This is a genomic window from Streptomyces sp. NPDC001415 (genome assembly GCF_053597395.1).
Genome location: NZ_JBSFIE010000016.1, coordinates 74485 through 99215, shown reverse-complemented (window position 1 = coordinate 99215; position 24731 = coordinate 74485). Strand labels below are relative to the sequence as shown.

The window sequence follows — 24731 nt, the reverse complement described above, 5'->3', positions numbered from 1 at the left end:
CCTCGAATGGTCCCGCCGTGTGCTCCACCGCCCACCTCCCTGAAGACACCGTGCCGAGCCGGGATCACCGTCCGCCGGAGACCTTGAGGATCGCACCGGTGGTGTACGAGGCGTCGGGCGACAGGAGCCACGCGACGGCGGCGGCGACCTCGGAGGCCTCGCCGGGGCGGCCGAGCGGGATAGTCGGCGCCATCCTGGCCGGCCGCTCGGCGTCGCCCATCGTGGCGTGCATGTCGGTGTCGATGATGCCGGGGGCGACCGCGTTGACCCTGATGCCGTCCTGGCCGAGTTCCTTGGACAGGCCGATGGTCAGCGCGTCGGTGGCCGCCTTGGACGCGGCGTAGTGGACGTAGTCGCCGGGGCCGCCCAGCGTGGCCGCCACGGAGGAGATGTTGACGATGGCGCCGCCGCCGTTCGCCGCCATGTCGCGGGCGGCGCGCCGGCAGCAGAGCAGACAGCCGAGGAGGTTCACGTCGACCACCTGGCGCAGGACCTCGGTGGGGGTGTCTGCGAGGCGGCCGAGCGGGCCGGTCACTCCGGCGTTGTTGACCAGGCCGGTCACCGGCCCGAGTTCGGCTGCGGCCGTGTCGAACAGCCGCTCCACGTCTGCCTCTTGGGAGGTGTCGACCCGCACGGTGACGCAGCGGGCCCCCGCCGCGCGGACCGCCTCGGCGACCTCCCGCGCGGCCGTGCCGTTGCTGACGTACCCGAGCGCCAGGTCGTGCCCGTCCGCCGCGAGGCGGGCGCAGGTCGCCGCCCCGATTCCCCGGCTGCCGCCTGTGACGATGGTGACCGGACGTGCCATGTGCCGCCTCCCGGGCTTGCTGGTGTACGCATGCTTCGACAGCCAGTCCTATCGCACGCGCGGCAGACAGCAAGACGGGGCCCCTGTTCGCGCGCGGTGCGAATGGCCTCCCTCCTGGACACAGGCTCTCAGCCCTCGGCGCAGGCCGCCTCGTCCGTGGCCGTCGGCATCGGACCCTGCGCGGCGTCGAGGCCCTCGGTGAGGGTGGCCAGGAGCGTGCGCAGGGTGTGGAAGTCCTCCGGGGGGAGATTGACGGCCCGCGCGATGTGGTGGGGGACGGCCAGCGCGCGTTCACGCAGGGCCGTGCCCTGTTCCGTGAGGCGGATGGTGACGGAACGCTCGTCCGCCCGGCTGCGGTGGCGCTCCACGAAGCCCGCCGATTCGAGGCGCTTGAGCAGCGGCGACAGCGTTCCCGAGTCGAGCCGCAGCTTCTCGCCGATCTTCTTGACCGGCAGCTCCCCGTGCTCCCAGAGCGTCAGCATCACCAGGTACTGCGGGTAGGTGAGCCCCAGGTCCTTCAGGAGTGTGCGGTAGACGCCGTTGAAGGCGCGCGAGGCCGCGTGCAGCGAGAAGCAGAGCTGGAGGTCGAGCCGCAGATAGTCCTCGTCGTGCGGGCGGGCGGGGGGCGTGGTCACCATGCGGCCAGGCTAGCACGCGCGTCATTTAGTTGTGCACAACTGAATTGTGTGCTTCAGTTGGTTCCGGGCAGCCGAGGCTTCCCCGTAGGGAGTCGCACCGACTCCGTACGGACGGACACGAGAGGAACCGATCTCCATGGACGCGCTCTACACCGCAGTGGCGACCGCCAACGGCCGCGAAGGCCGCACCGTCAGCTCCGACGGGCAGCTCGACCTGCCCCTCGCCTTCCCCGCGGCCCTCGGGGGCAATGGCCAGGGCACCAACCCCGAGCAGCTCTTCGCCGCCGGATACGCGGCCTGCTTCGCCAGCGCGATGGGCTCCGTCGCACGCCAGCTGAAGCTCGACGTCAAGGACGTCTCGGTGACCGCCGAGGTCGGCATCGGCAAGGACCCGGCCGACGGCGGCTTCGGTATCGGTGTCGTCATGCGCGTCGAGCTTCCCGCGCACCTGGAGGGTGAGAGCGGCGAGAAGCTCGTCGAGCTGACGCACGCCGCCTGCCCGTACTCCAAGGCGACCCGCGGCAACATCCCGTTCGAGATCGTCATCGAGTAGCGGGCCCGGCACCGGACTCACGCACGCTTGGCCAGCAGGCCGCGGTACCACGCCAGTGTGGCGTCGAGGGTGTCGCCCATGGGGATCGGGGCGGTGCGGAACGCGGCCTCGAAGGCGCCCGAGCTCATGATCTGGGGCTCGGTGTGCTGGTAGAACATCTCGGCGTACGCGTCCATGAAGACCTGGTCGAACGGGCCGAAGGGACGCGGCTCGTCGAGCGTGACGATCTTCAGCGGGCGGCCGACCCGGTCCTCGATCATCTCCAGTACGTCGCGGGTGGTCAGGGCCGACGCCGTCGGGAGGTGCCAGACGCGGCCGTCGCCGTGCGGGCTCTCGCCCAGGGTGGCGAGCCCGGCCGCCACCGCGCGGATGTCGGTGTAGCTGTGCGGCAGATCGATGTCGCCGAGGGTCAGCACTTCGCCGCCGGTCAGCGCCCCGGGGAAGACGGCCGCGCCGAGCGTCGAGTTGAGGACCCCGGGGCCGACGAAGTCGGCGGACCGGCCGAGCACCACCGAAGCGCGTGCCTCGCGGTGTGCGGCCAGGTACTTCTCGTCGAGCTCGGCACGCATCCGGCCCTTGCGGGCGGTGGCGCGCCACGGGGTGTCCTCGGTCATGACCTCGCCGTGCGTCTCGCCGTACGGGTAGAGCGTGTCGAGGACGACCAGGCGCGCGCCCCGCGCTTCCACGGCGGCGAGTACGGCCTCCTGGATCCGCGGCATGACGTCGACCTGGAGCTGGTAGGCGACGTTGACGCAGTGGTAGACGACCCCGGCTCCCCGAATGGCCGCCGCCGCGCCCTCGGGCGACGCCACGTCACCCTTCATCCGGTCAACTCCCGCTATTCCAGGGCCGGTTCCGGAGCGGTCGACGAGACGGACCGGGTGGCCGCGGTGCGCGAGTTCGGTGGCCACCGCCGTGCCGGCCGGGCCCGCGCCGAGAACCACGTGGAGGTTGCTTTCCGTGTGCGACATGTCGATTCCCCTCATGGCCGGGATGGCGTCAGCCCCCGGCTTCGTTATGCGCTTTGCCGTTAGTTAGAGACTATAACGCCAGTGTGTGGCTGACGCAATCGAGGGCAAGGTCTGCGCGTCGGGGGGCGCTGGGGCAGCCTTGTGCGCCCCGTACCCAGGAAAGGGAAAGTCGGGCGGGAGCTCTGCTCGCCGCCCGACTGGACCTGATCGCCGCCTTCCGCCTGTGGCGGGGCGGCCACCTCTCACGAGGCCGGCGCCCCCGGCGGCGTCGTGCTCTCGGCTGCCGCGGCGAGCCGCGCGGACAGCGGGGCCGCGATGTCCTCCAGGGACCTGCCCTCCGCGTCGATCGCGAGGAACGCCGCCACCACCCCGGCCGCCGTCATCAGGGCGGCTCCGATGCTGAAGGCGACGACGGCGTCGCCGACCACGCCGCTGGACGTCAGTGCCGAGAAGACCAGCGGCCCCGAGATGCCGCCCGCGGCCGTACCGAGCGCGTAGAAGAAGGCGATCGCCATCGCCCGCGTCTCCATCGGGAAGATCTCGCTCACCGTGAGGTACGCGGAACTGGCGCCCGCCGACGCGAAGAACAGCACCACACACCAACACGCCGTCATGGTCGTGGCGTTGAGCCAACCCTGGGCGAAGAACCACGCGGTGACGAAGAGCAGAACGCCCGACAGCACATACGTACCGGCGATCATCCTGCGGCGGCCGACCGTGTCGAAGAGCCTGCCGAGCAGCAGCGGGCCCAGGAAGTTGCCGAAGGCGATCACGGCGAAGAAGTAGCCGGTGCTCCCGCTGGAGACGTCGAAGAACTTCACCAGGATCGAGCCGAACCCGAACGTGATCGCGTTGTAGAGGAAGGCCTGCCCGATGAACAGGGCGAAGCCGAGCACCGCCCGCTTGGGGTAGGCCCTGAACAGGGTGCGCGCGATCTCGACGAACCCCACGCTCTCGCGCTGCTCGATGGTGATCGACCGTCCCGGCGGCGGGAGCGGCTCGCCGGTCTGCTCCGCCACCTCGCGCTCCACGTCGTCGAGCAGTTGCTCCGCGCCCTCCTCACGGCCATGGATGAACATCCACCGTGGGCTCTCCGGCACGTGCCGCCGCACCAGCAGGATGACGAGACCGAGCACGACCCCCAGGGCGAACGTGAGGCGCCAGCCGAGGTTCTTCGGCAGGAGACCGGTGTTCAGGGCGACGACGGAGAGCAGCGCCCCGCCCATGGCGCCGAGCCAGTAGCTCCCGTTGATGATGAGGTCCACCCGGCCGCGGTACTTGCTCGGAATCAGCTCGTCGATGGCGGAGTTGATGGCCGCGTACTCGCCGCCGATACCGAACCCGGTCAGGAAGCGGAACACGAAGAACCACCACGCCGAGAAGGACAGCGCGGTCATCGCGGTGGCGGCGAGATACACCGCGAGGGTGACCAGGAACAGCTTCTTGCGCCCGAACCGGTCGGTCAGCCAGCCGAAGAACAGCGCCCCCGAGCAGGCCCCCGCCACATACAGCGCGGCGCCAAGACCCGTGACCTGGGCGTCGGTGATCGCGAGCCCGCTGCCGTGCTCCGACAGCCGGCTCGCGATGTTCCCGACGACGGTGACTTCGAGCCCGTCCAGGATCCACACGGTGCCGAGGCCGATCACGATCATCCAGTGCCAGCGCGACCAGGGCAGCCGGTCCAGCCTCGCCGGCACCTCGGTCGTGATGGTCCGGGGGCCGGGGCCCTGCACCGCGCCGCTCATGAACTGCCTCCCGCCGCCGCGAGCCGAAACCGCACCTGCCGGACGCGAGTACCCGGCGCCCACCGGACATACTCCCCGCGATCGCCCGCACGCAGTCGGACCCGAACAGGTGGTGCCCCGCAGCCGTCAGCGGCTCTCAGACGGACGGCACGGGATCCGCGTCCTGGCTCAACTCCATTGCCACAAAGGTGTGTTCGGCCCAGATCCGGCGGGAGATCTCCTGCGGATACGGCACGGTGTGCGGCTCGGCGGCGAACACGCGGGTCAGCCGGTCCTCGCAGCTGTAGCGGGCCCAGCCGGGGTCGCCGTGCGCGGCGAACGCGGTCCATGCGCTGCCCATCGCCTCCGAGACGGCCACGGCGTCGGCCGGCGGTTCCTCGCCGAGCGCGACCGTGGCGATCCCGCCGCGCAGCATGCCGAACACCAGCGGCACGTCCAGCCCGTGGCAGGCACCCAGCGCACCGCCCAACGCCGGTGCGGGCCACGCCAGTTCATAGGCGTACGTGGTGCCGCCGCCCACCGCGTGCGCCTCGGCCAGCTGCAGGCTCGGCATCCGGAACAGCCAGTCCGACATGACCAGGTCCTGCATCGTGGTCGGGTCGGCCTCCGGGTAGCCCGCCCGGTAGGCGGCCACGCCCTCGCGGCCGGGTGCGAACCTCGCCAGGGTGGTGTCGGCCTCTTCCTGGGTGACCTTTCCGTAGCGGCCCGCCATCACCGTGAACAGCCGTGTCTCGTCCCGGGTGTGACCTGCGATCAGCTCGATGTCGCGGCTGTGGCCGGCGCGCAGCGCCTCCCAGGGCGAACAGGGCAGCACCTCGCCATCGACCACCGGCGAGAACGGGAGGTGCGCGTGCGCGATCCGGCCCCAACGCGCCCCGTACTGCGTGATCTTGCCGAGTACCGCGTCCGCCGCGTCCCGCAGGGCCTTGGGCGCGACGGGAGCCAGCGCGTCCAGGGTGGCGGGCAGGCCGAGCTCGGCGGCCACGCTCGCGCCGACGTCCGCGGCCAGCGCCGGGCTGAAGAGCGAGCCCGGGACGCTCTGCGCCACGGCCCGGTGGAACAGGCCGGCCGCCCTCGGCATCGCCAGCAGCGCCGCGATCGCGCCCGCCCCCGCCGATTCGCCGAAGACGGTCACCCGGTCCGGGTCACCGCCGAACGCCGCGATGTTGTCCCGCACCCACTCCAGGGCGGCGACCTGGTCGAGCAGCGCCCGGTTGGGCACCGCACCCTCGAAGTGGCCGTATCCCTCGGCGCCGACCCGGTGGTTGAACGTCACGACGACCGTGCCCCTGCGGGCGAGGGCCGTACCGTCGTAGGTGGGCCCGTCGGCGGAGCCGACCAGGTAGGCCCCGCCGTATATCCACACCATGACCGGCAGCCGGGCCGATCCGCCCGGGTCCGGCGACCAGACGTTGACCGTCAGCCACTCGTCCGAACCGGCCGCGCTCTCGGGACCCGAGCCGAACCCCAGGGCGAGGGACTGCGGGGGAGTGGGGCCGAAAGAGAGGGCCTCGCGGACGCCGTCCCACGCCACGGCGGGCACGGGCGGGGCCAGATGCAGGGGGCCGACGGGCGGCTGGGCGAACGGAATGCCGCGGAAGACGGCCATGCCGTCCGTGACGCGTCCGCGGACGGTTCCGGCGGTTGTACGGATCTCGGGTGCGCGCGTGGGTCCGGTCATGCGATGTCCCTTCTCGGCAACGGGACTCCACGATACGGAGCCGAGGGGGAGGGGTTGGAGAGGGGGGTCCGGATGTGCCCGGGAGTCAACTCGGCGGAGTGTGCGGCCAGTTGGGGCACGAGGCGGAAGCCGGGGGCGGGCGGATCGCGGCCCGCCCGCCGTGGCCGGACAGGTCCTACGGGACCTCGCGCAGGTACAGCGCGCCGCAGGTGTGACAGAAGGGACGGGCGCGCTGTGTTCCCCAGGCGTCGTCCGGCAGTTCCTCCGTGCCCTCGGGCAAGTCGCGTCCGCACATGACCTGTTCCTCGTCGCCGCGGACCATGTGCCATTCCTTGAGGGTGCCGTCGGCAAGCCTTTCGGCAACGATGCGGTGGCGCACTGGTGACTCCTCATCCGTGTCGGGCCGCGCCGGGCCGCCCGGTCGCGGATGCCGGGTACGCCCCGGCCATTCGACACTGTCACCGGTACCACGCCGACGCATGCGCAACACCCGCCGAAGGTGTGCGCCGCGGGCCCGGGCGGGGTCCGGACGCGGGCTCCGGCCTCGCCCCGGGCGGCGCTCACCTCCCGGAGTGCTCCAGGAGCGTCTCGGCCATGGCGCGGGCCCGGCGGGCCGGGGCGGGCCCGGGGTCGAGGGCCGCGACGGCCGTGGCGCCCTCGACGAGGATCATCAGCTGAGCCCCCAGCGCGTCCGGGACTCCCGCTGCGGCCGCCAGCTCGTTCAGGATCCGCTGGAGCTCCGCCTTGTGGCGCCGGGCCACATCGTTCACGGCGGCCGGTGTGTCGCCGAGCTCTCCGAGCGCATTGAGGAAGGCGCAGCCCCGGAAGGCGGGCTCGCTGAACCACTCGGCCAGCCAGTCGAACACCGCGAGCACCTGCTCGCGCGGCTCTCCCTGTGCGCCCGCCACATGGCGGCGCAGACCGGCCGTCCAGCGCTGGTCGTGGCGGTCGAGATAGGCGGCGACGAGCGCCTCCTTCGAGGGGAAGACCCGGTAGAGCCGCTTCAGCGGCACCTGTGACTCGGCGCGGATGCGGTCCATGCCGACCGCCTGCACCCCGTACGTGTAGAAGAGCGCGTCAGCCGCGTCCAGCAGCCGCACCCTCGCCTCGTCGTCATCCATCACGCCATCCGTCCGACCCATGCCCCCATTATGACTTGCACTGAGAACGTCCGTTCTCTACGGTACGGAACCAGGCCGAGAACGAACGTTCTCGCTCCTTCGCTTTCGCTTTCGCCGAGTCGATCGGAGCTGTCGTGACTGCCGACGTACGCCCGCCCGTGCCCCCGTTCACCGAGGAGAGCGCCCGCGCCAAGGTGCGGGCCGCCGAGGACGCCTGGAACTCCCGGGACCCCGAGCGGGTCGCCCTCGCCTACACCGAGGACTCGGTGTGGCGCAATCGCGACCGCTTCCTGACCGGCCGCGAGGAGATCCGCGCCTTCCTCACCGAGAAGTGGCAGCGAGAACGGGACTACCGGCTCCGCAAGGAACTGTGGGCGTACACCGGTAACCGCATCTCGGTGCGCTTCGAGTACGAGTGCCGTGACGCGCAGGGCCAGTGGTGGCGCAGCCACGGCAACGAGCAGTGGGAGTTCGACGACGCAGGTCTGATGCGCCGCCGCGAGGCCAGCATCAATGACGTGCCGATCGCCGAGGCGGACCGCCGGCTGCGCTGAACCGGCGGCAAGCGACGACAACGCCGCCGGGGTCCCCCAGGCGGGCCCGGAGAAGGACGACTTCGAGCCCCGCCGGCCTGGCGCCCCGGTGGCCGAGAGCGGATCGTCCCTTCGGCGCAGTGCGCGGGCGCAAGATCGTTCCCCGGGATGATTTGCCCGGACCGGGCCCCTTGCGACAGTTGATGCCCAGTTCGCCCATCCGAAGGGGAGGCCCCATGTCCTCAGAGCCTGTGTCTGAACCCCGCCCGGACCGACGTCGTCGCGTACGGGTCGCCGGCACCACCGCCGCACTGGCGGCGGCGCTCCTCGCGACCGTCGTCCCGGCCGAGGCCGCGCCCGCCCCCACAGTCCTTTCCGCCCCGGGCGCGGCGGCCACCGCTTCGAGCGGTCTGGACAGCAAGGCGCTCGGCGCGGCGCTCGACGCGGTCCACGCGGCAGGCATGTACGGCGCGGACGCGGAGGTCAGAGACGGGAACCAGGAGTGGCAGGGCGCCACGGGGCTCGCCGACATCGGCACCGGGCGCGCCATGCGGCCGCAGCTCCAGCACCGCGTGGGCAGCGTCACCAAGGCGTTCACCTCGGTCGCCGTGCTCCAGCAGGTCGCCAAGGGGCGCATCGACCTCGACGCCCCGATCGGCCGCTACCTCCCCGGCACCGTCCCCGGCGAACGCGGGCGGGCCATCACCGTACGGATGCTGCTCAACCACACCAGCGGCATCGGCGACTACATTCCGGCCGCCTTCCCCTCGCTCGTCGACAACCCGGTCAAGAGCCTGGAGGACAACCGCTTCCGCCACTTCCGACCCGAGGAGCTGGCCCGCCTCGGCGTCGAGGCCGCGCCCACCGGCAAACCCGGCGAGAAGTGGTCGTACTCCAACACCAACTACGCCATCGCCGGGATGCTGATCCGGAAGGTCACGGGCGAGGCCCCCGAGGCGTACATCACCCGCGACGTCATCCGGAAGGCGGGCCTGCGCAACACCTACTTCCCGCGCTCCCCTTACATAGCCGGACCGCACCCCAAGATGTACGAGTCGTTCTTCGGGCTGATCGACCCGCCGCGCGACTACAGCGTCTACGACATGTCGTGGGGCGGGACCGCGGGCGCCCTCGTCTCGACGACGGGCGACCTCAACGACTTCTACCGGGCGCTGCTGCGCGGCCGGCTCCTGCCCGCGGCGCAGCTCCACGAGATGCAGACCACGGTGCCGGTGCTCGACGAGAACGGCAAGGTCGTCATGCACTACGGGCTCGGCGTGTACGCGGTCGACTCGCCGTGCGGCCGGTTCTGGGGGCACAACGGAGTCGTGTTCGGGGCCGGGACGTCCGTCCTGTCCAGCGCGGACGGCAAGCGCCAGATGGCCATAGCCTCCAACCTGACGAAGTATCAGAAGATCGGCAAGGACGGGAAGTTGGAGCCGAGCCCGATCGACGCGGCGTTCAACGGCTTCTACCTCCAGGCGCTGTGCGGCAAGGACGCGGGGGACCGGGCGGGCGAGCCCGTCGCCCCCGCCGTGCCGCTGCCGCCCACGCGGGATCTCACCCCGGCGACGGCCCCGCGCCTCTGACCGACCGCCCCCTCGCCTCCTGCCCAAGTCGCCTCCGCGGTCCGGGGCGCGGACCGCGGAGGCGACTTGGGTCAGCCGAAGGACAGGGCCGCGTTCACGCTGGCGTTCGGCGTCGGGTTCTGCACCCGGTCGCTGAGCATGAACAGACGGCCGCCCGCCCAGCCCAGGCGCGGAAGGAAGAAGCTGCGCTGGGCCTCGGCGGCGACCTGGGGGCTCTGCAGGAACACCTGCGGGGCGCCGCCCTGCGCGGTCAACGTCGCGACCGCGGCGCCCAGTTGGGGACCGGCGTCCAGGTAGACCACCACCTTGCCGTTCTCGACGGCGAGCGGGCGCATCCTGCGGGCCTGGGGCGGGTTCGCGCGCCACTTCTCCTTGCCGGTGTTCAGGTCGACGGCTACGACCTGGTTACCCTCGGCGTCCTTGGTCAGGTCCATGTCCTTGCCGTCGCCCGCGACATACAGCGTCTGGGCGTCGGCCACCGCGGCGAAGCACTCCTGGAGCCGGTCCACGCTCTGCCCCCAACCGCTGCACACGCTGGGTATCTGGAACTTCGGCTCGGTCTGGGAGCGGAGCTTGCCGTCCGGGGTGAAGGCGAGGATCTTCCAGCTCTTGCCCTCGCGGGGGAGCGCGGTGACGACCAGCGGATCCACCGACAGGACCTGGCCGATGCGCCAGCCCTTCTCGTACTGGTAGTTCCACTTGGCTTTGCCCGTCGCCGGGTCGAGCTCCTGGAGCAGGTCGCCCGGCTGGTCCTTGAGGTCGTTCGGGTTGAAGCAGTACCCGGCGCTGATCAGCCGGGCGCCACCGGCGAACCCCTGGGAGCTGCAACCACCCTGGCTCCGCAGGTCGTAGAGCTTGTGCCCGTCGGCGACGGAGAAGCCCGTCGCGCCGCCCGCCCAGGCGAGTGCGACGGTGTCGCCGGAGATCGCCATGTTGAGGGTGAGCGCGGAGTTGCCGGGCCTGTCCTCGGCCCTGACCGCCTTCCAGCCCGCCTTGCCCGCAGCGAGGTCGATCTGCTGGAGGATCTTGCAGTGGGCGCCCTTCGTGTTGCTCTCCAGGAGGCCGACGACCAGCTTGTTCTGCGCGGACGGAGCGTGCGGCACCCCGCACAACGGGGTGTCGAAGGTGACCTTCCACCGCTCCTTGCCGTCGGCCGCGCCGTAGCCGGTGACCTCCTTGTACATCGCCTTGACCATCACGTCGCCGACCCGCCACGGGCCGTACTGCTGGGCGCCCTGCTTGGTCAGCGCGGTCCTGTTCTGGTTCAGCCAGACCCGCGCCTCGCCCGCCTTGATGCCGGCGTTGGGGTCGTAGTCGCCTCCGCCGCCCGTGCCCTTGCCGTCGCCCTGGTCGACGGAGGGCGAGCCGGACGGGGTGGGGGAGGGGTTGGACGTGGCGACCGGCGTCCCGCCCCTGCCGCCCGTGGTCGCGAGGTACACCCCGCCGCCGGCCAGCAGCAGGCCCGCGGTCACCCCGGCCACGATCAGAACGCGCCTGCCCCTGAACGGGTCGCGGCCGGGCGGGGGCGGCGCCATCGGCGGCTGCTGCGGCGGCCCGAAGCCCCCCGACGGCGGCTGCGCGTAGGGATTCCCCGGCACGGGCCCCTGCCCCGGAGGCGTCGGGTGTCCTTGGCCGTACCCCGGCTGGACCGGTGGCGGCTGCCGCTGCTCCGAGGCGGGAGGCAGAAGCCCGGCTCCGGGCCACTGGAAGTCGTCCGGTCGGTGCGGGGCCACATGCCCATCGGGGTCCGGCAGTTCTCCGGAGTTGCGAGCGGTCATGCGTCCAGTGTGACGGGTGGGGTGAATCCTGTGGAGTGCCTTGCCTGGTCGCCGCCCTGTTCACCCGGTGCGGTGCCGTCCAACCAGGCGCTCCTGTAGGTGAGTTGAGCATGGCTGGATTCGAACCGGCCGTGTTCCCAAGTGCCGTTGTCGTCCCCAATGCTCTGCCCGGGAAACGGCGACGGAGCGAGAGGGGACGGGCACACGATGACCGATGCTCAGCGGACCGGGCCGGGAGCGGCCGGCGGGGTCGTGGTGGCGGAGACCGCCGCCGTAGAGGGAATGGTCCAGTTCGACGACATCTACGACCAGCCCGACCCCCGGGCCTACTTCAGAGTGCTCGGCCCGCTCGAATACCGCACGCCGGGCCACGCACAGCCCATCTTCCGGCGGCTGCGGTCCGTACTGAACGCGACGGCACCGGCCGACGGGCCGCCGCCGACCGTGCTCGACCTCTGCTGCTCGTACGGCATCAACGCGGCCCTGCTCAACCACGACGTGACGCTGGACGACCTCTACCAGCGCTACACCTCGCACGAGGCCGCCTCGATGAGCACGGCCCAACTGGTCGCGTGGGACCGGGAGTTCTTCACCGCGCGGCGCCGCCGCGACCCGGTTCCGGTCGTCGGGCTCGACATCGCCTCGCACGCCGTCGCCTACGCGCGTGCCGTCGGGCTGCTCGCGGAGGGGTTCGCCGAGAACCTGGAGGACGCCCCGCCGAGCCCCGCCCTGCGCCGCGCGGTGCGGGACGCCCGGCTGATCACCGTGACGGGCGGCACCAGCTTCCTGTCGCACCGCACCTTCCGGCCGCTGCTGTCCGCGGCCCACGGACCGGTGTGGGTCGCCTCGTTCGTGCTGCGCACCACCCCGTACGAGGAGGTCGCCGGCTGCCTCGCCGCGTTCGGCCTGGCCACCGAGCGGGCCGTGCCGACCTTCCCGCAGCGCCGCTTCACCGATGAACGCGAACGGCGCTACGCCGTCGACGCGGTGACCGCGGTCGGCCAGGACCCCGACGGCAAGGAGTCCGACGGCTACTTCCACACGGCCCTGCATCTGTCGCGTCCCACCAGCGACGTGGTGATGACACCGCTCGACACCCTGGTGCCGTAGAGGGGTGGACATACCGCTGCCGCCCCGCACTGCGCGGGGCGGCAGCGGCACGCTCGATCAGTGGCCGGACGGGGCGTTCGCCGCGGTCACGTTGACGGCGGCCCAGGCCTTGTCCACCGTCTTGTACTCGGTGCTGCTCGCGCCGTAGAGGTCGGCGGCCGCGCTCAGCGTGGCGGTGCGGGCGTCGTGGAAGTCGGTCGTGGAGACCATGTACCGGGTGAGCGCCCGGTAGAAGATCTGCGTCGCCTTGTCCCGGCCGATGCCGGTCACCGTCGAGCCGTCGGAGGTCGGCGAGTCGTAGTCCACCCCGTTGATGGTCTTCTTGCCGCTGCCCTCGGCCAGCAGGTAGTAGGCGTGCGAGGAGACGCCGGAACCCGCGTGGACCTCGGTGTCGTACGACGCCGTCGACCAGTAGTCGACCGTGCCTTCGAGCTTGTCGAGAGACGGCTTGTCCAGGCGGCGCAGGAACTTCTGCTCAAGGCCGAGCTTCTCGCCCATCAGGTAGTTGGGCGGGTTGTTGGGGTTGTTGGTGGCGAACTCGACATTGGTGCCGAAGATGTCGGCCAGCGACTCGTTCAGCGCGCCGGGCTCGCCGAACTGGTTGTCGTTGGCGTCGACGCGGGTCGGCTGGAGGTTCGCCGTCGCGTCCACGACACCGTGGGTGAGCTCGTGTCCGGTGACGTCGAGGACGACGAGGGGCTGTGCGAAGGTCTGCCCGTCACCGTCGCCGTACAGCATGCAGCCGCAGTCGGAGGACCAGAAGGCGTTGCCGACCTTGTTGCCGAAGTGCACCAGGGCGTGCGCGCCCGCGCCGTCGTTCTTGATCCCGTCGCGGCCCAGCGTCTTCTTGTAGAAGTCGAGGGTGCTGGTGATCCCGTACTGCGCGTCGACGGCGGCCGTGGCGCGGTCGCTCGCCTTGCCCGTGCCCCAGCTGTTGGTAGTGCTGGTGAACTCCTTGCCGCCGGCGAACTGCCCCAGCTCCTTGTTGCCGGCGTCGCGGGTCTCGGTCTGGCCGCGGCTCGGGTCCTTGAGCGTGAAGGCGCTCGCCGCCGTCTGCGTGGTGGTCAGCGGCACGCTGCCGACGAAGAGGGACGAGCCGGTGCCGGTCGCCTGCGCGGGGAAACCGGTCGCGGCGGACGAGGCGAACGGGGCCGGGGAGGCGGTGCCGAGCGCCGGGCTGAGCTTCTGGCCGCTCTTGCGGAGCTTCTCCCGGACGCTGGGCGACAGGAACGAATCGCTGGCCGGGGTGTTGCTGAGGACCGTGCCGGTGGCCGCGTCGACGACCACCGTACGGCTGCCGGACTCGGCGGCGGAGCTGTCCGTCACCTGGATCCGGTAGGCGAGCGCCGAGCGCCCGGCGCGGGCGTCGACCACGAGCTGGGCGGCCCCGGCGGTGCCCTTCGCGGTCGCGGCGGCCTTCGCCTGCGCCTGCCCGGCCGTCACCTTGGCGCTGGTGGTGGGAACGTCGACCTGGTGGCGCAGCGCCCGGGTCACGCCGGCGTAGCCGGATCTCGCGTCGAGGTGGATGACCAGGTCGCCGCCGAGGACCGGAAGTCCGCGGTGCGAGCGGACGAAGCGGACGTGCTGCTTGCCGTCCGCGTCGACCAGGACGTCGTTGGCCTGAAGTGTGTCGTCCTTGCCGACTCCGGTGGCGGAGGAGTGGGCGACGGCGGCGGTGCGGGCCGCGTCGATCACCGGCTGGAAACCGGCGCTCGCGGCGGGGGCGGTGGCCCCGGGGGCGGTCGGGGCGGCGAAGGCCGTGGCCCCGCCTCCCGCCGTGATGGTGACGGCCGTGGTGACGGCCAGGGCTATCGCCAGGCTGCGTATGTGGGGTGTACGCACGGTGGGGGGTCCTTAGTGGTGCGGGGGCGGTCGGCTCAACCGCCCGTACGCACGGTGCTGTTGTGCACCGCGGGGACCATGAGGTCCCGGCCGAAACCCTGCTATGCCTGGCATGAACATGTAAAGAGGGATGATCCAGTTTCTGTGCTCCCGGAACCCAGATTTAACAATTGCCGCGACGTGGGTGGCCGGAAGGTGTCCAACTCCCCTTCACCGGCGGAGATGCATGATCGCGTCGGCGGGTTGCCCGGCCCGCGCAAGGTTTGGGTGAAGGTCCAGGTACGGAGTGCGCGTTGCCGAACGAACCCGGCTCGTACATCTGTTGCCAACCGGAACCGGACGAAGTTCGTCCTTTTCAGGCGTACGTCCCGTCCGTCACGGAAAGGTAGGGCACGTGCCCATGGACGACGAAACGGCCGGCGAATTCGCGGCGGAGCTGCGGCGCCTGCGAGGCCTGCGCAAGGTGTCCCTCACCGGCCTTGCCCGCTCGATCCACTACAGCAAGGGCTACCTCAGCAAGATCGAGAACGGCAGCAAGCCGCCCACCCTCGACGTCGCCCGCCGCTGCGACGAAGCGCTGGGCGCGCGGGGCGAACTCGTGCGCCTGCTGCCGAAACCGGCGACCGTCCCCGCGGCGCGCACCCCGCACGGCGGTCCCGCCGAGACGGCCCTGTGCCCGTACCGGGGGCTCGCCGCCTACGGGCCGCAGGACGCCGAATGGTTCTACGGCCGCGAGAGCGCGACGGCCGAACTGACCGGACGCCTCGCCGAGCGGATGGGTCGTGGCCCGCTCGCCGTGGTCGCCCCCTCGGGCGCCGGGAAGTCCTCGCTGCTCCAGGCCGGACTGCTGCCCGCGCTGCGTCGAGGCGCCCTGCCCGTGCCCGGCTCGCGGGACTGGCCGGTCGTGGTGTGCACCCCAACCGCCCATCCCCTCAAGGAGCTTCTGCGCTGCGCGGCAGACGTGCTCGGCGCGGCGGGCGCGGAGATCACCCCCGAGGTGTTGGCCGAGCACCCGCGCGCCCTGCTCGACGCCTCCGCCGCGCACGGCCGCGGCCCGGGCCTGGTCCTCGTGGTCGACCAGTTCGAGGAGACCTTCACCCTCTGCGAGAACGACCGCGAGCGCCGCGACTTCGTCGCCGTCCTCCACTCCCTGGCCACCGCCCGCGACCTCGACGGCGCCACCGCCCGCGCCGCCGTCGTGGTCGGCCTGCGCGCCGACTTCTGCGGCCGCTGCCTGGACCACCCGCACCTCGTGGAGGTCTTCACGCACGGCCTCTTCGCGCTGGGACCGATGTCCGGCACCCAACTGCGCCAGGCCATCACGGGACCCGCCGAACGAGCCGGGCTCAGCCTCGAACCCGGTTTGGTGGAACTGCTGTTGAGGGATCTGGGCACCGACTCCGCGGCCCTGGTCGGCTCGCTCCCCCTGCTCGCGCACGCCCTGCTCGTCACCTGGCAGCAGCGCACCAGCCGGACCCTGACCGTGGCCGGCTACGAGACCACCGGCGGCATCCGCGGCGCGGTCGCCCGCACCGCCGAGTCGGTGTACGCCCGGCTCGACCCGGCCGAGCAGGTGACAGCCCGTCAGCTCCTCGTGCGCCTCGTGCATGTGGCGGACGACAGCGCACAGACCCGCAAACCCGTCGAACGCGAGCTGCTGATACGGCAGTTGGCCGACCCCGAGTCCGGCGCCCGAGCCCTCGACGCCTTCGTGCGCGCCCGGCTCGTCACCGCGGGCAGCGAGACGGTGGAGATCACCCACGAGGCACTCCTGCACGCCTGGCCGCGCCTGCGCGGCTGGATCGACGCCGACCGGGCGGGCCTGGTGATGCGCCAGGAGGTGTCCGACGCCGCGACCCAGTGGGTACGGGCCGGCCGCGATCCGAGCCTGCTCTACCGCGGCACCCGGCTCGCCGCCGTGCGCGACCGGTCGCAGCAGGCCTCCGACCGCGCCCAACTCGGGCCGGTGGAAAGGGGGTTCATCGACGCCTGCGAAGCCGAGGAAGGGCGCGGAGAGCGCATGGCGCGACGCCAGACCCGGATCCGCCGCGCCCTGCTCGTCACCCTGGCCGGACTCCTCGCGGTCGCGGTGACGGCCGGGGCGCTCGCCTTCCAGCAGCGTCAACGGGCCCTGGACCAGAGCCGCACCGCCCAGTCGCAGGCCCTGGCCGTGCGGTCCGGGGCGCTCGCCGCCGGGCAGCCGGAGGCCTCCATGCTGCTCGCCGCCGGCGCCTACCGCACCAACCGCACCCCGCAGGCGCGCGGCGCCCTGCTCAGCACCCAGGCGACGTACTTCGACGGGCGACTGCGCGGCCACTCGGGGCCGGTCAACTCGGTGGCGTTCAGCCCCGACGGCAAGACGCTCGCGACGGCCAGTTCGGATGCGAGCGTGCGGCTCTGGGACACCGCCGGCCGCCAGGTGACCGCCACCCTGACCGGCCACACCGGAGCGGTCACCTCGGTCGCCTACTCCGCCGACGGCACGCGCCTGGCGACGGCGGGCGCGGACGGCACCGTCCGGCTCTGGGACGCGGTCACCCACCGCATGGCCGCGACGCTGCCCGGCCATCAAGGAGCCGCCCGCTCCGTGGCGTTCAGCCCGGACGGCCACACCCTGGTGTCGGGCGGATCGGACCGCACCGTACGCCTGTGGAACGTGCCGGACGGCACCGCACGCGCCGTCCTCACCGGTCACGGGGACGCCGTGATGGCGGTCGCCTTCGCCCCCGACGGGCACAGCGTGGCCTCGGCTTCGGCCGATCACACCGTACGGCTATGGGATGTGACGGGCAGTCAGCCACCGGTGGTCCTCACCGGCCACAGCGACCAAGTCCTCGGCGTCGCCTTCAGCCCCGACGGACACACCCTGGCAACCGGCGGCGCCGACCGCACCGTACGACTGTGGAACCTGCCCGACAACACCCTGCGCGGCGTCCTGACCGGGCACAGCGACGACGTCAACGCGGTCGCCTTCACGCGGACCGGCGACACCGTCATCAGCGCCAGTGGAGACGGCACCGTCAAACTGTGGGACGCCGAGAACCACCGGGTGGTCGCCACTCTGTCCGGCCACACCGACTACGTCCTGGCCATCGCCGCCGGGCCCGACGAACGCCTCGCCACCGCCGGGTTCGACCAGTCGGTGGTGCTGTGGGACCCGGGCCGCTCCGCGCTCACCGCACGGCCGTTCACCGAGGCGTGGCAGTCCGCGTTCTCGCCCGACGGCAGCCTCCTGGCCTCGGCGGAGGCGGACCGCACCGTCCGCGTCTGGGACGTGACCCACCACCGGCTGCGCGCCACTCTCACCGGCCACGACGGCTCGGTGTTCGCCGTGGCCTTCTCGCCCGACGGGCGCCTCGTCGCCTCCGCGGGAGCGGACCGCACGGTCCGGCTCTGGGACGCGGCGACCGGCCGCCCCCAGGCGACCCTGACCGGCCACGACGGCTCGGTGTTCGCGGTCGCCTTCTCGCCCGACGGGCACCTGCTCGCCTCCGCGAGCGCCGATCGCACCATCACCCTCTGGGGCGTCGCGACCCGCAAGCCGTACGCCACGCTGCACGGCCACGAGGACTTCGTCAACGCCGTCGCGTTCAGCCCGGACGGCCGCACCCTGGCCACCGGCAGCGACGACCTGACCGTCCGGCTGTGGGACGTCAACGACCCCGGTCACGGGCCGCGTTCGGTCCTTCGCGGCCACACCGGCTCGGTGCGCTCCGTCGCCTTCGCCCCCGACGGCCGCACCTTGGCCAGCGGCGCCAACGACGGCACCGCACGCCTGTGGGACGTCGCCCACGGCACGGCGGCCGGCACCCTCGCCGGACACAGCGGATCGGTTCGAGCGGTCGCGTTCAGCCCCGACGGCAAGACCCTCGCGAGCAGCGGGAGCGACCAGACCGTACGCCTGTGGAACCCCGCCCGCGCCCAGCAGATCGCCACCCTGAGCGGACACACCGGAGCCGTCTGGGGCGTCGCCTTCGACCCCGGACTGCCCGGCACGCTGGCGAGCAGCAGCAACGACGGAACCGTCCGGCTCTGGAACACCGACGTGCCCCGCCAACAGGCCCAGGTGTGCCGCCTGTTGGGCGACACGGGTCCCGAACGCTGGGCCCACCTGCTGCCCGACCTGCCCTATCGACCCCTGTGCCCGGCCCCCAACTGACCTGCGGAACCAGGCTGTTTCCCAGGTGTTTCCCGTTTCCCGTCGGCACAGGAGACGGCTGCCACCTCGACAGCGACCCTCGGCACGGCACAGTCTCGAAGCACCGCGGCAGGTGATCCGGCTCCGCCCGGAAGCACCCCGCCGCCCGCCGGGCATCGGCCCGGTGCACGTGAGACACGTGCGACACGAATGACACGAACGACACGCACGACGAAACGGGGAAACGGACATGCACCACACGCTGGTCAGAGCGCGGCGGACCCTCGTCGCGGCGAGCATAGTGGCGGCCTGCGCCATCGTGCCGACCGCCCAACTCTCCGCGGCGGCACCCCACATGAAGCCGTCCGCGGTGGCGGCCGGAGGCTGCGACGTGCTCGCCCCCGGCGCGTCCGCCACCGCCGAGGCGGCGGTCCGGGCGGCCTGCTCCCAGCTCGGCATCTGGTACACGTGGGGCGGCGGACACGGGCCGAGGCCCGGCGCCACCTACGGACAGGTCGACCCCACCGACCCGGCCAGCAACCACGACCCGGAGCGGCTCGGCTTCGACTGCTCGGGCCTGGTCCGGTACGCCTACGCCCAGGCCACCGGGCAGGACATCCTGGCCGGCAACGCCAACAGCCAGTACCACTCCTCCCACGTCACCGCCCGCTTCGGTGCGGCCCAGGGCACCGGACCGCTGCGGCCCGGCGACCTGATGGCCTGGGGCGGCGACAACTCCATCCACCACATCGCCGTCTACCTCGGTGCCGGCAAGATGGTCGAGGCCCGCCAGTCCGGCACCCATGTGATGGTCAGCGACGTACGCCTCGGCGGCGACTACAACGGCGCCGTACGCATCGGCGGGGACCCGGCGCCGAGCGGCACCTTCTCCACCTGGGGCACCGACGTGTGGACCCACGCCCAGCCGTCCACGACGAGCGCCCGGGTCAACAAGTTCGCCGGCCCGACCCGCGTGAAGGTCGGCTGCCAGAAGCACGCCCAGCTCGTCGAGGCGGACGGCTACCGCAACGACGCCTGGTCGTACCTGCCCGATTACAAGGCATGGATCACCAACATCTACATCAAGGGTTCCGCCTGGCTGGACGGCGTCCCCACCTGCGCCTGAACGGCCTCGCCCAACCGATCCGCAAGGAGTTCACCGTGAACGTACGCAAGAAGATCGCCCTGTTCCTGTCCGCCACCGCCCTGACGGCGAGCCTCGGCGCGGCCGGGCTGCCCGCCGCCGTCGCCGCGCCCGCCAAGGCGGCCAAGCCCGCCGCCGAGTGCGGGGTCCGGTCGGACGGCCGGCTGTACTGCGGTAACAAGGCCGGCGCGAAGGGCTACGCCGACCGCTCCTACCGGTCGGCGACCCGCGGCACGCTCGTCGGCACGTTCAGCTGGTTCCAGTGCTGGGGCCACGGCGACCCGCACCCGGGCGGCAACGACATCTGGTACTGGACGCAGCTCGACAACGGAGCCTGGGGCAACGTCCCGGCCGTCGACGTGAGCACCGGCCAGGACCCGGCCCCCGGCCTGCGCGAGTGCTGATCGAAGCACCGCGCTGAAGCACCGGGCCGCCCGTCGAATCCCCCGACGGGCGGCCCGGTCAACGTGCTGTGAAATAAAGCTAGTTGACGGGTCGTCAGCGGCTTGCCGTGCGGCCGGTCAGGGGAAGAGCGGTGAATCCCGCGGCCCGGCCCCCTGCGCCGTCGCGAACAGCGAGCTGAGCCCCGCGTCGAAGCGTGCGGTGTACGAGACGTCGTCCGCGAAGCCGCCGCCGCGCTCGGCGCCGCCGAGCACCCCGACCACGGTGCCCTCGCCGTCCGGCCCCGCCGTCACCCAGGGGCTGCCGGACACCCCGGTCGAGAAGCCCGCGCACCGGGCCTGGCGGAAGTCGCTGTAGGCGGGCCGGGAACCCACCGTGCAGGTGTGCTGCCCCGGCCTGTCGTGCGGATAGCCGATGAGGGTGACCCGGCCGAGGTCGTCCGGCAGCAGTTCCGGGCGCGGGGGCACGCGGAACGGGGAGCCGACCGCCTCCTGGACGCTCCTGCCGCCGACCCGGGCCACCCGCACGAAGGCCCAGTCGTACAGCCAGTTCTCGGACCCCTCGCGGGCCTCGGCGAACCGCGGGTCCGGCAGCGTGGCGAGAACCGGCCACTCGCCCCGCGGGCTCAGCCCGTCGTGATAGCCGGGCGCGAACGAAGCCCCGTCCAGCGGAAGACAGTGCGCCGCCGTCACCAGCAGATCGCCGTGCCTGCTGTCCACGACGGCGGCCGTGCAGGACTGCTTGCCACCGGATCGCAGGAAGACCCCCACCGCCGGGTAGGAGCAGGCCGACCGCAGATCGTGCGGATCCGGACGGAGCTGCTCCGCGGCACAGGCCGGCGACCCTTGCGAGCCGAGCCGGTGGTGGCCCGCGCCGTCGACCCCGGGGTCGACGGGGGAGCCGCCCGGGTGGTGCGCGGCGGCAGCGCCCGGCGGGCCGGCCGGGAGTTCGGCGGCGCGGGCCGAGGAGGCGAGGGCGGTGGTCGCCTCGTCGTCCCGAGAAGCCGGGCAGGTCGTCAACGTGCAGGTGAGCACCGTGATCAGAGCCGTCCCCAGGGCGACGCCGAACAGCGCCCTGAGCCGGCCGCCACCGTGCACATTTCTTCTCATAAGCACTCTGGCGAGGCTAGGCCCCGGGTACCGGAAGGAGCCGCGCCGACACGACCGCCAACCGGGCTCAAAACGTTCGGGCGGCCCACAGCCTGCGAGCGGGCCGGGGCTGGGGGAAGCTGGGAGGGTGGTCGCGGGGCCCCGCCCCCAGGAGGTGTCCATGGATCCCGTTTCGGCCCTGAGGCGGATCGCCTTCCTGCTCGAACGCGGCCAGGCCGCCACGTACCGCGTACAGGCCTTCCGTACCGCCGCCGCGGCGATCAAGGAGATGCCGCCGGACGAGGTCGCGGAGCGCGCCGCGATGGCCGGGGGCCTGGAGTCGGTCAAGGGGATCGGCCCGAAGACCGCACAGGTGGTGCGCGAGGCGCTGGCCGATCAGGTGCCGGGCTACCTCCAGCGCCTTGAGTCGGAACTGGAGGCCGCGGCACCGCTCGCGGTCGGCGGCGAACACCTGCGGGCCGCGCTGCGCGGCGACTGCCACATGCACTCCGACTGGTCGGACGGCGGCAGCACCATCGAGGACATGGGCCGCGCGGCGGCGGAGATCGGGCACGAATGGGCCGTACTCACCGACCACTCGCCCCGGCTGACCGTCGCGAACGGGCTGACCGCCGAGCGGCTGCGCAGCCAGCTGGAGGTGGTGGCCGGACTCAACGAGCGCTGGGCGCCATTCAGGCTCCTCACCGGCATCGAGTGCGACATCCTCGACGACGGCTCCCTCGACCAGGAGGACGAACTGCTCGACCAGCTCGATGTCGTGGTCGTCTCCGTCCACTCCAAGCTCCGCATGGACGCCGCCGCCATGACCCGGCGGATGGTCGCGGCCGTGCGCAACCCCCTGGCCGACGTGCTGGGGCACTGCACCGGACGCCTGGTCACCGGGCGCGGGCGGCCCGAGTCCGAGTTCGACGCGGACGCGGTCTTCGCCGCCTGCGTCGAGGGCGGTACCGCCGTGGAGATCAACAGCCGCCCGGAACGGCTCGACCCGCCGCGCCGGCTCCTGACCCGGGCCGTCGAGGCGGGCGTCCTGTTCGCCATCGACACCGACTCGCACGCGCCGGGCCAGCTCGACTGGGGGATCTACGGCTGCGCCCGGGCGGAGGAATGCGGCGTGCCGCCGGAGCGCGTCATCACGACCTGGACGATGGACGACCTGCTGACCTGGACCCGCAGCCGCGAGGCCCCGGCACGGTGAGCATACGAGAGCCGGGGCGTTCACCCTGGTGGGTGGGGCCCCGGCTCTCGTGCCACGTATGGGGTCAGCCGCGGTCGATCCCGGCGTCGCGCATCGCCTGCTCGGCCCTCTCCTGTTCGTCCTCGACTCGCTGCATGTCAGTGCGCTGCGGGTCGGGACGCCCGGAGATCTGTTGCCTGGTCTCGGAGACCTTGGCCTTGGCCTGCTCGGCGGCTTGCCGCGCTTTGTCCTGGATCTTGTCGGCCTTGCCCATGGAGATTCACTCCTGCTGTGCGATGGGAGATACAACTCCTTCACCGTGACATGAGTCATCACCCGGCGCACGTCGAAGAGCTACACAGGGTGACGCTCGGAGGCGTACCGCCAGAAGTCGCGCATCATGGCGTCCGGGGTCGGCCCGGTCATTTCCACCTGACTCAGCAGGATGGTGACGTCGCCGGTGGACGGGACGATGTAGGCCGCGGTGCCGGTGCCGCCGACCCAGCCGTAGCGCCCCGGCACGTTCCACGGCTCGACGGGCTCGATGTCGACCGAGCCGCCGAATCCCCAGCCCTGCCCCTGCAGGAACAGGGTGCTGGCCGCGCGCTGGGCGGGGGTCAGGTGGTCGGTGGTCATCCGGCGCACCGACTCGGGCGAGAGCAGCCGACGCCCCTCGACGGTCCCGCCGCCGAGCAGCAGCCCGGCGAAGGCGTGAAGGTCGTCGACGGTCGAGACGAGTCCGCCGGCTCCCGACGGGAACGCGGGAGGGCTGCTCCACTGCCCGTCGGGGGCGTCGACGAGTTCCAGACCACCCTGCGGAAGGGGCCGGTAGCAGCTGGTGAACCGGTCCAGATCACGGGCCGGAACCGAGAACCCCGTGTCGGCCATGCCGAGCGGTTCGAAGAGGCGCTCGGCCAGGAACTCGGGCAGCGTACGCCCGGAAACCCTGGCGATGAGAACGCCCTGAAGGTCGGAGCAGAGGTTGTACAGCCAGGCCTCGCCGGGCTGGTGCAGCATCGGAATGCGGGAGAGCCTCGCGAGCCATTCACCCACGGCGGGCACCAACTGCGGCCGCGGGGGCGCCTGTTGGAGCTCGCTGAACAGTGGCGCGACGGCGGGCAGCGAGAAGTCGGAGGGGAAACCGTATCCAGCGCGGAAGTCCAGCAGATCGGCCACCGTGATCGGCCGCTCGGCGGGCACGACATCGTCCACGGGGGAGGACGGCGTACGGACGACCACGGGTGAGGCCAGCTCCGGCAGCCACTCGGCGATCGGGTCGTCCAGCCCGATCCGTCCGTCGTCGACCAGCATCATGACCGCCGCGGCGGTGACGGGTTTGCCGATCGAGGCGATGCGGAAGATCGAGTCCCTGGTCATCGGGGAGGCGCCGCTGGTGTCGCGAGAGCCGGTGGCCGCGCACTCCACGCGGTCGCCGCGGGCCACCAGGGCCACCACGCCCGGCACCGTGCCGTCGTCGACGTACGTGGCGAGGATCTTCTGCAATGCACTCATGAGTCCACCTTCTGGAAGTCCGGTTCTCGAAGTCCGGCCGGTCGCAAGGGAGACTCCCCACGGGGCGCGAAATCATCGCTCATCGCCATGCGTCCTTTCGTGCACCCGGTGCGACCGCCGCTCACGCGAAGTAGCACTGCCGGGGTCGGGCAATCGGTGAGATCCTGGAACCGGGACATATCGCCCCGAGGAGGCATCTCATGCGTAAGGTCGTCGACTGTCGGGACTACCCGAGCGAATCGAATTGCAGCCTGATGATTTCAGGTACGGAAGAGGAAGTCGTCCGGGCGGCCGCCGAGCATGCCGCATCGGTGCACGGCCACACGGACTCCCCCGAACTCCGCGAAGAGATAAGGAAGACGCTGAAGGACGAGGCGACCGTCTAGGTCTGCCCGGCGGACAAGGAAAAAAGGCGGAGGCGCAGGGGCGTAGAGCGGACCCGAGTGGTCCCGGAGCGGCCCCCGGGGGCCCGGACGGTTCCCGTAGGGTTCGATGGTTCCCGGGTGGTCAAAGCTCCGCCGCGGGTGGCGTAGGGTTGTGTTCACCGACGCGGGGTGGAGCAGCTCGGTAGCTCGCTGGGCTCATAACCCAGAGGTCGCAGGTTCAAATCCTGTCCCCGCTACGAGACTTCGGCCCCCGGCACCCAGTGTGCCGGGGGCCGAAGTGCGTGAGGTGGCTGCCCGCGGGTAGGTCTGCCTGACCCACCCACCTGTGGGAACCCTGTGAGCCGGGCTCGTTGGGGTGGGTGTGCGCGGGGGCGTGTGCGCTGGTCGGGTTGGTGGTGTGCCGATGTCCGGATTCTGTTACGCGTTGAACTACCTACTTCGACCGGTGCGGATGAGGTCCAGAGTGTGGATGTCCGGCAGCGGGAAGCGCCGGACAATCG

Annotated in this window: 21 protein-coding genes and 1 tRNA gene; 10 read left to right on the top strand and 12 right to left on the bottom strand. The window is 71.8% G+C overall.

Annotation, left to right across the window (positions count from 1 at the left end; genetic code table 11):
* Window positions 1-64: 64 nt before the first annotated feature.
* Both ACWC2B_RS22160 and ACWC2B_RS22155 read right to left on the bottom strand, forming a co-directional pair.
* Window positions 65-805, bottom strand: a complete 741-nt coding sequence (locus tag ACWC2B_RS22160; RefSeq protein WP_450719112.1) for an SDR family NAD(P)-dependent oxidoreductase — start codon at window positions 803-805, stop codon at window positions 65-67.
* 128 nt (window positions 806-933) lie between these two features.
* Window positions 934-1443: a MarR family winged helix-turn-helix transcriptional regulator gene (locus tag ACWC2B_RS22155; RefSeq protein WP_450719110.1), complete on the bottom strand. Its 510-nt coding sequence runs from the start codon at window positions 1441-1443 to the stop codon at window positions 934-936.
* Between the two features lie 136 nt (window positions 1444-1579).
* On the opposite strand from ACWC2B_RS22155, the gene ACWC2B_RS22150 reads away from it, so the two are divergent.
* Window positions 1580-1996, top strand: coding sequence for an organic hydroperoxide resistance protein (locus ACWC2B_RS22150; RefSeq protein WP_450719108.1), 417 nt, complete (start codon window positions 1580-1582; stop codon window positions 1994-1996).
* Between the two features lie 17 nt (window positions 1997-2013).
* Here ACWC2B_RS22150 and ACWC2B_RS22145 read toward each other — a convergent pair whose 3' ends face one another.
* The 5 genes from ACWC2B_RS22145 to ACWC2B_RS22125 form a co-directional block, all read right to left on the bottom strand.
* Window positions 2014-2967: an NAD-dependent epimerase/dehydratase family protein gene (locus ACWC2B_RS22145; protein WP_450719106.1), complete on the bottom strand. Its 954-nt coding sequence runs from the start codon at window positions 2965-2967 to the stop codon at window positions 2014-2016.
* A gap of 242 nt (window positions 2968-3209) precedes the next feature.
* Window positions 3210-4712 carry an MFS transporter gene (locus ACWC2B_RS22140; protein ID WP_450719104.1) on the bottom strand — a complete coding sequence of 501 codons (1503 nt, stop codon included), beginning with the start codon at window positions 4710-4712 and terminating at the stop codon, window positions 3210-3212.
* A gap of 136 nt (window positions 4713-4848) precedes the next feature.
* Window positions 4849-6393, bottom strand: coding sequence for a carboxylesterase/lipase family protein (locus ACWC2B_RS22135; RefSeq protein WP_450719102.1), 1545 nt, complete (start codon window positions 6391-6393; stop codon window positions 4849-4851).
* 175 nt (window positions 6394-6568) lie between these two features.
* Window positions 6569-6772, bottom strand: a complete 204-nt coding sequence (locus tag ACWC2B_RS22130) for a hypothetical protein (protein ID WP_450719100.1) — start codon at window positions 6770-6772, stop codon at window positions 6569-6571.
* Window positions 6773-6953: 181 nt separating this feature from the next.
* Window positions 6954-7535, bottom strand: coding sequence for a TetR/AcrR family transcriptional regulator (locus ACWC2B_RS22125; RefSeq protein WP_450719098.1), 582 nt, complete (start codon window positions 7533-7535; stop codon window positions 6954-6956).
* 113 nt (window positions 7536-7648) lie between these two features.
* On the opposite strand from ACWC2B_RS22125, the gene ACWC2B_RS22120 reads away from it, so the two are divergent.
* The gene (locus ACWC2B_RS22120; protein WP_450719096.1) at window positions 7649-8068 is read left to right on the top strand and encodes a DUF1348 family protein; all 420 of its coding nucleotides are present in this window, start codon (window positions 7649-7651) and stop codon (window positions 8066-8068) included.
* Between the two features lie 215 nt (window positions 8069-8283).
* Window positions 8284-9636 (top strand): serine hydrolase domain-containing protein, encoded by a 1353-nt coding sequence (locus ACWC2B_RS22115; RefSeq protein ID WP_450719094.1) that lies wholly within the window; start codon window positions 8284-8286, stop codon window positions 9634-9636.
* Between the two features lie 71 nt (window positions 9637-9707).
* On the opposite strand, the gene ACWC2B_RS22110 is transcribed toward ACWC2B_RS22115, so the two are convergent.
* The gene (locus ACWC2B_RS22110; RefSeq protein WP_450719092.1) at window positions 9708-11414 is read right to left on the bottom strand and encodes an outer membrane protein assembly factor BamB family protein; all 1707 of its coding nucleotides are present in this window, start codon (window positions 11412-11414) and stop codon (window positions 9708-9710) included.
* Window positions 11415-11621: 207 nt separating this feature from the next.
* On the opposite strand from ACWC2B_RS22110, the gene ACWC2B_RS22105 reads away from it, so the two are divergent.
* Window positions 11622-12524 (top strand): hypothetical protein, encoded by a 903-nt coding sequence (locus ACWC2B_RS22105; RefSeq protein ID WP_450719090.1) that lies wholly within the window; start codon window positions 11622-11624, stop codon window positions 12522-12524.
* A gap of 57 nt (window positions 12525-12581) precedes the next feature.
* Here the strand turns inward: ACWC2B_RS22105 and ACWC2B_RS22100 are convergent, their stop codons facing one another.
* Window positions 12582-14366, bottom strand: coding sequence for a M4 family metallopeptidase (locus ACWC2B_RS22100; RefSeq protein WP_450719088.1), 1785 nt, complete (start codon window positions 14364-14366; stop codon window positions 12582-12584).
* 400 nt (window positions 14367-14766) lie between these two features.
* On the opposite strand from ACWC2B_RS22100, the gene ACWC2B_RS22095 reads away from it, so the two are divergent.
* From ACWC2B_RS22095 to ACWC2B_RS22085, 3 genes are all read left to right on the top strand, one after another.
* On the top strand, window positions 14767-18525 hold the full coding sequence (locus ACWC2B_RS22095; protein ID WP_450719086.1) for an nSTAND1 domain-containing NTPase: 3759 nt from the start codon (window positions 14767-14769) through the stop codon (window positions 18523-18525).
* A 229-nt stretch (window positions 18526-18754) separates the two neighbouring features.
* On the top strand, window positions 18755-19630 hold the full coding sequence (locus tag ACWC2B_RS22090; protein ID WP_450719084.1) for a C40 family peptidase: 876 nt from the start codon (window positions 18755-18757) through the stop codon (window positions 19628-19630).
* Window positions 19631-19665: 35 nt separating this feature from the next.
* Window positions 19666-20052: a hypothetical protein gene (locus ACWC2B_RS22085; protein ID WP_450719082.1), complete on the top strand. Its 387-nt coding sequence runs from the start codon at window positions 19666-19668 to the stop codon at window positions 20050-20052.
* 117 nt (window positions 20053-20169) lie between these two features.
* Here ACWC2B_RS22085 and ACWC2B_RS22080 read toward each other — a convergent pair whose 3' ends face one another.
* Window positions 20170-21165 carry a trypsin-like serine peptidase gene (locus ACWC2B_RS22080; RefSeq protein ID WP_450719080.1) on the bottom strand — a complete coding sequence of 332 codons (996 nt, stop codon included), beginning with the start codon at window positions 21163-21165 and terminating at the stop codon, window positions 20170-20172.
* A gap of 154 nt (window positions 21166-21319) precedes the next feature.
* Between ACWC2B_RS22080 and ACWC2B_RS22075 the strand changes: the two genes are divergently transcribed.
* Window positions 21320-22354, top strand: a complete 1035-nt coding sequence (locus tag ACWC2B_RS22075) for a PHP domain-containing protein (protein WP_450719078.1) — start codon at window positions 21320-21322, stop codon at window positions 22352-22354.
* 64 nt (window positions 22355-22418) lie between these two features.
* On the opposite strand, the gene ACWC2B_RS22070 is transcribed toward ACWC2B_RS22075, so the two are convergent.
* Entirely contained in the window at window positions 22419-22607 is a 189-nt protein-coding gene (locus ACWC2B_RS22070) for a hypothetical protein (RefSeq protein WP_450719076.1), read from the bottom strand.
* An 80-nt stretch (window positions 22608-22687) separates the two neighbouring features.
* The gene (locus ACWC2B_RS22065) at window positions 22688-23845 is read right to left on the bottom strand and encodes a serine hydrolase domain-containing protein (RefSeq protein ID WP_450719074.1); all 1158 of its coding nucleotides are present in this window, start codon (window positions 23843-23845) and stop codon (window positions 22688-22690) included.
* A 200-nt stretch (window positions 23846-24045) separates the two neighbouring features.
* Here ACWC2B_RS22065 and ACWC2B_RS22060 point away from each other — a divergent pair, with 200 nt between their 5' ends.
* On the top strand, window positions 24046-24231 hold the full coding sequence (locus tag ACWC2B_RS22060) for a DUF1059 domain-containing protein (protein WP_450719072.1): 186 nt from the start codon (window positions 24046-24048) through the stop codon (window positions 24229-24231).
* A 162-nt stretch (window positions 24232-24393) separates the two neighbouring features.
* Window positions 24394-24467: transfer RNA gene (locus tag ACWC2B_RS22055), tRNA-Met, on the top strand.
* Window positions 24468-24731 lie beyond the last annotated feature (264 nt).

Coding starts and splice junctions, on each gene's coding strand:
- ACWC2B_RS22160 (WP_450719112.1), bottom strand. CDS start 805: ATGGCACGTCCGGTCACCATCGTCACAGGCGGCAGCCGGGGAATCGGG.
- ACWC2B_RS22155 (WP_450719110.1), bottom strand. CDS start 1,443: ATGGTGACCACGCCCCCCGCCCGCCCGCACGACGAGGACTATCTGCGG.
- ACWC2B_RS22150 (WP_450719108.1), top strand. CDS start 1,580: ATGGACGCGCTCTACACCGCAGTGGCGACCGCCAACGGCCGCGAAGGC.
- ACWC2B_RS22145 (WP_450719106.1), bottom strand. CDS start 2,967: ATGTCGCACACGGAAAGCAACCTCCACGTGGTTCTCGGCGCGGGCCCG.
- ACWC2B_RS22140 (WP_450719104.1), bottom strand. CDS start 4,712: ATGAGCGGCGCGGTGCAGGGCCCCGGCCCCCGGACCATCACGACCGAG.
- ACWC2B_RS22135 (WP_450719102.1), bottom strand. CDS start 6,393: ATGACCGGACCCACGCGCGCACCCGAGATCCGTACAACCGCCGGAACC.
- ACWC2B_RS22125 (WP_450719098.1), bottom strand. CDS start 7,535: ATGGGTCGGACGGATGGCGTGATGGATGACGACGAGGCGAGGGTGCGG.
- ACWC2B_RS22115 (WP_450719094.1), top strand. CDS start 8,284: ATGTCCTCAGAGCCTGTGTCTGAACCCCGCCCGGACCGACGTCGTCGC.
- ACWC2B_RS22110 (WP_450719092.1), bottom strand. CDS start 11,414: ATGACCGCTCGCAACTCCGGAGAACTGCCGGACCCCGATGGGCATGTG.
- ACWC2B_RS22105 (WP_450719090.1), top strand. CDS start 11,622: ATGACCGATGCTCAGCGGACCGGGCCGGGAGCGGCCGGCGGGGTCGTG.
- ACWC2B_RS22095 (WP_450719086.1), top strand. CDS start 14,767: ATGGACGACGAAACGGCCGGCGAATTCGCGGCGGAGCTGCGGCGCCTG.
- ACWC2B_RS22090 (WP_450719084.1), top strand. CDS start 18,755: ATGCACCACACGCTGGTCAGAGCGCGGCGGACCCTCGTCGCGGCGAGC.
- ACWC2B_RS22075 (WP_450719078.1), top strand. CDS start 21,320: ATGGATCCCGTTTCGGCCCTGAGGCGGATCGCCTTCCTGCTCGAACGC.
- ACWC2B_RS22070 (WP_450719076.1), bottom strand. CDS start 22,607: ATGGGCAAGGCCGACAAGATCCAGGACAAAGCGCGGCAAGCCGCCGAG.
- ACWC2B_RS22065 (WP_450719074.1), bottom strand. CDS start 23,845: ATGAGTGCATTGCAGAAGATCCTCGCCACGTACGTCGACGACGGCACG.
- ACWC2B_RS22060 (WP_450719072.1), top strand. CDS start 24,046: ATGCGTAAGGTCGTCGACTGTCGGGACTACCCGAGCGAATCGAATTGC.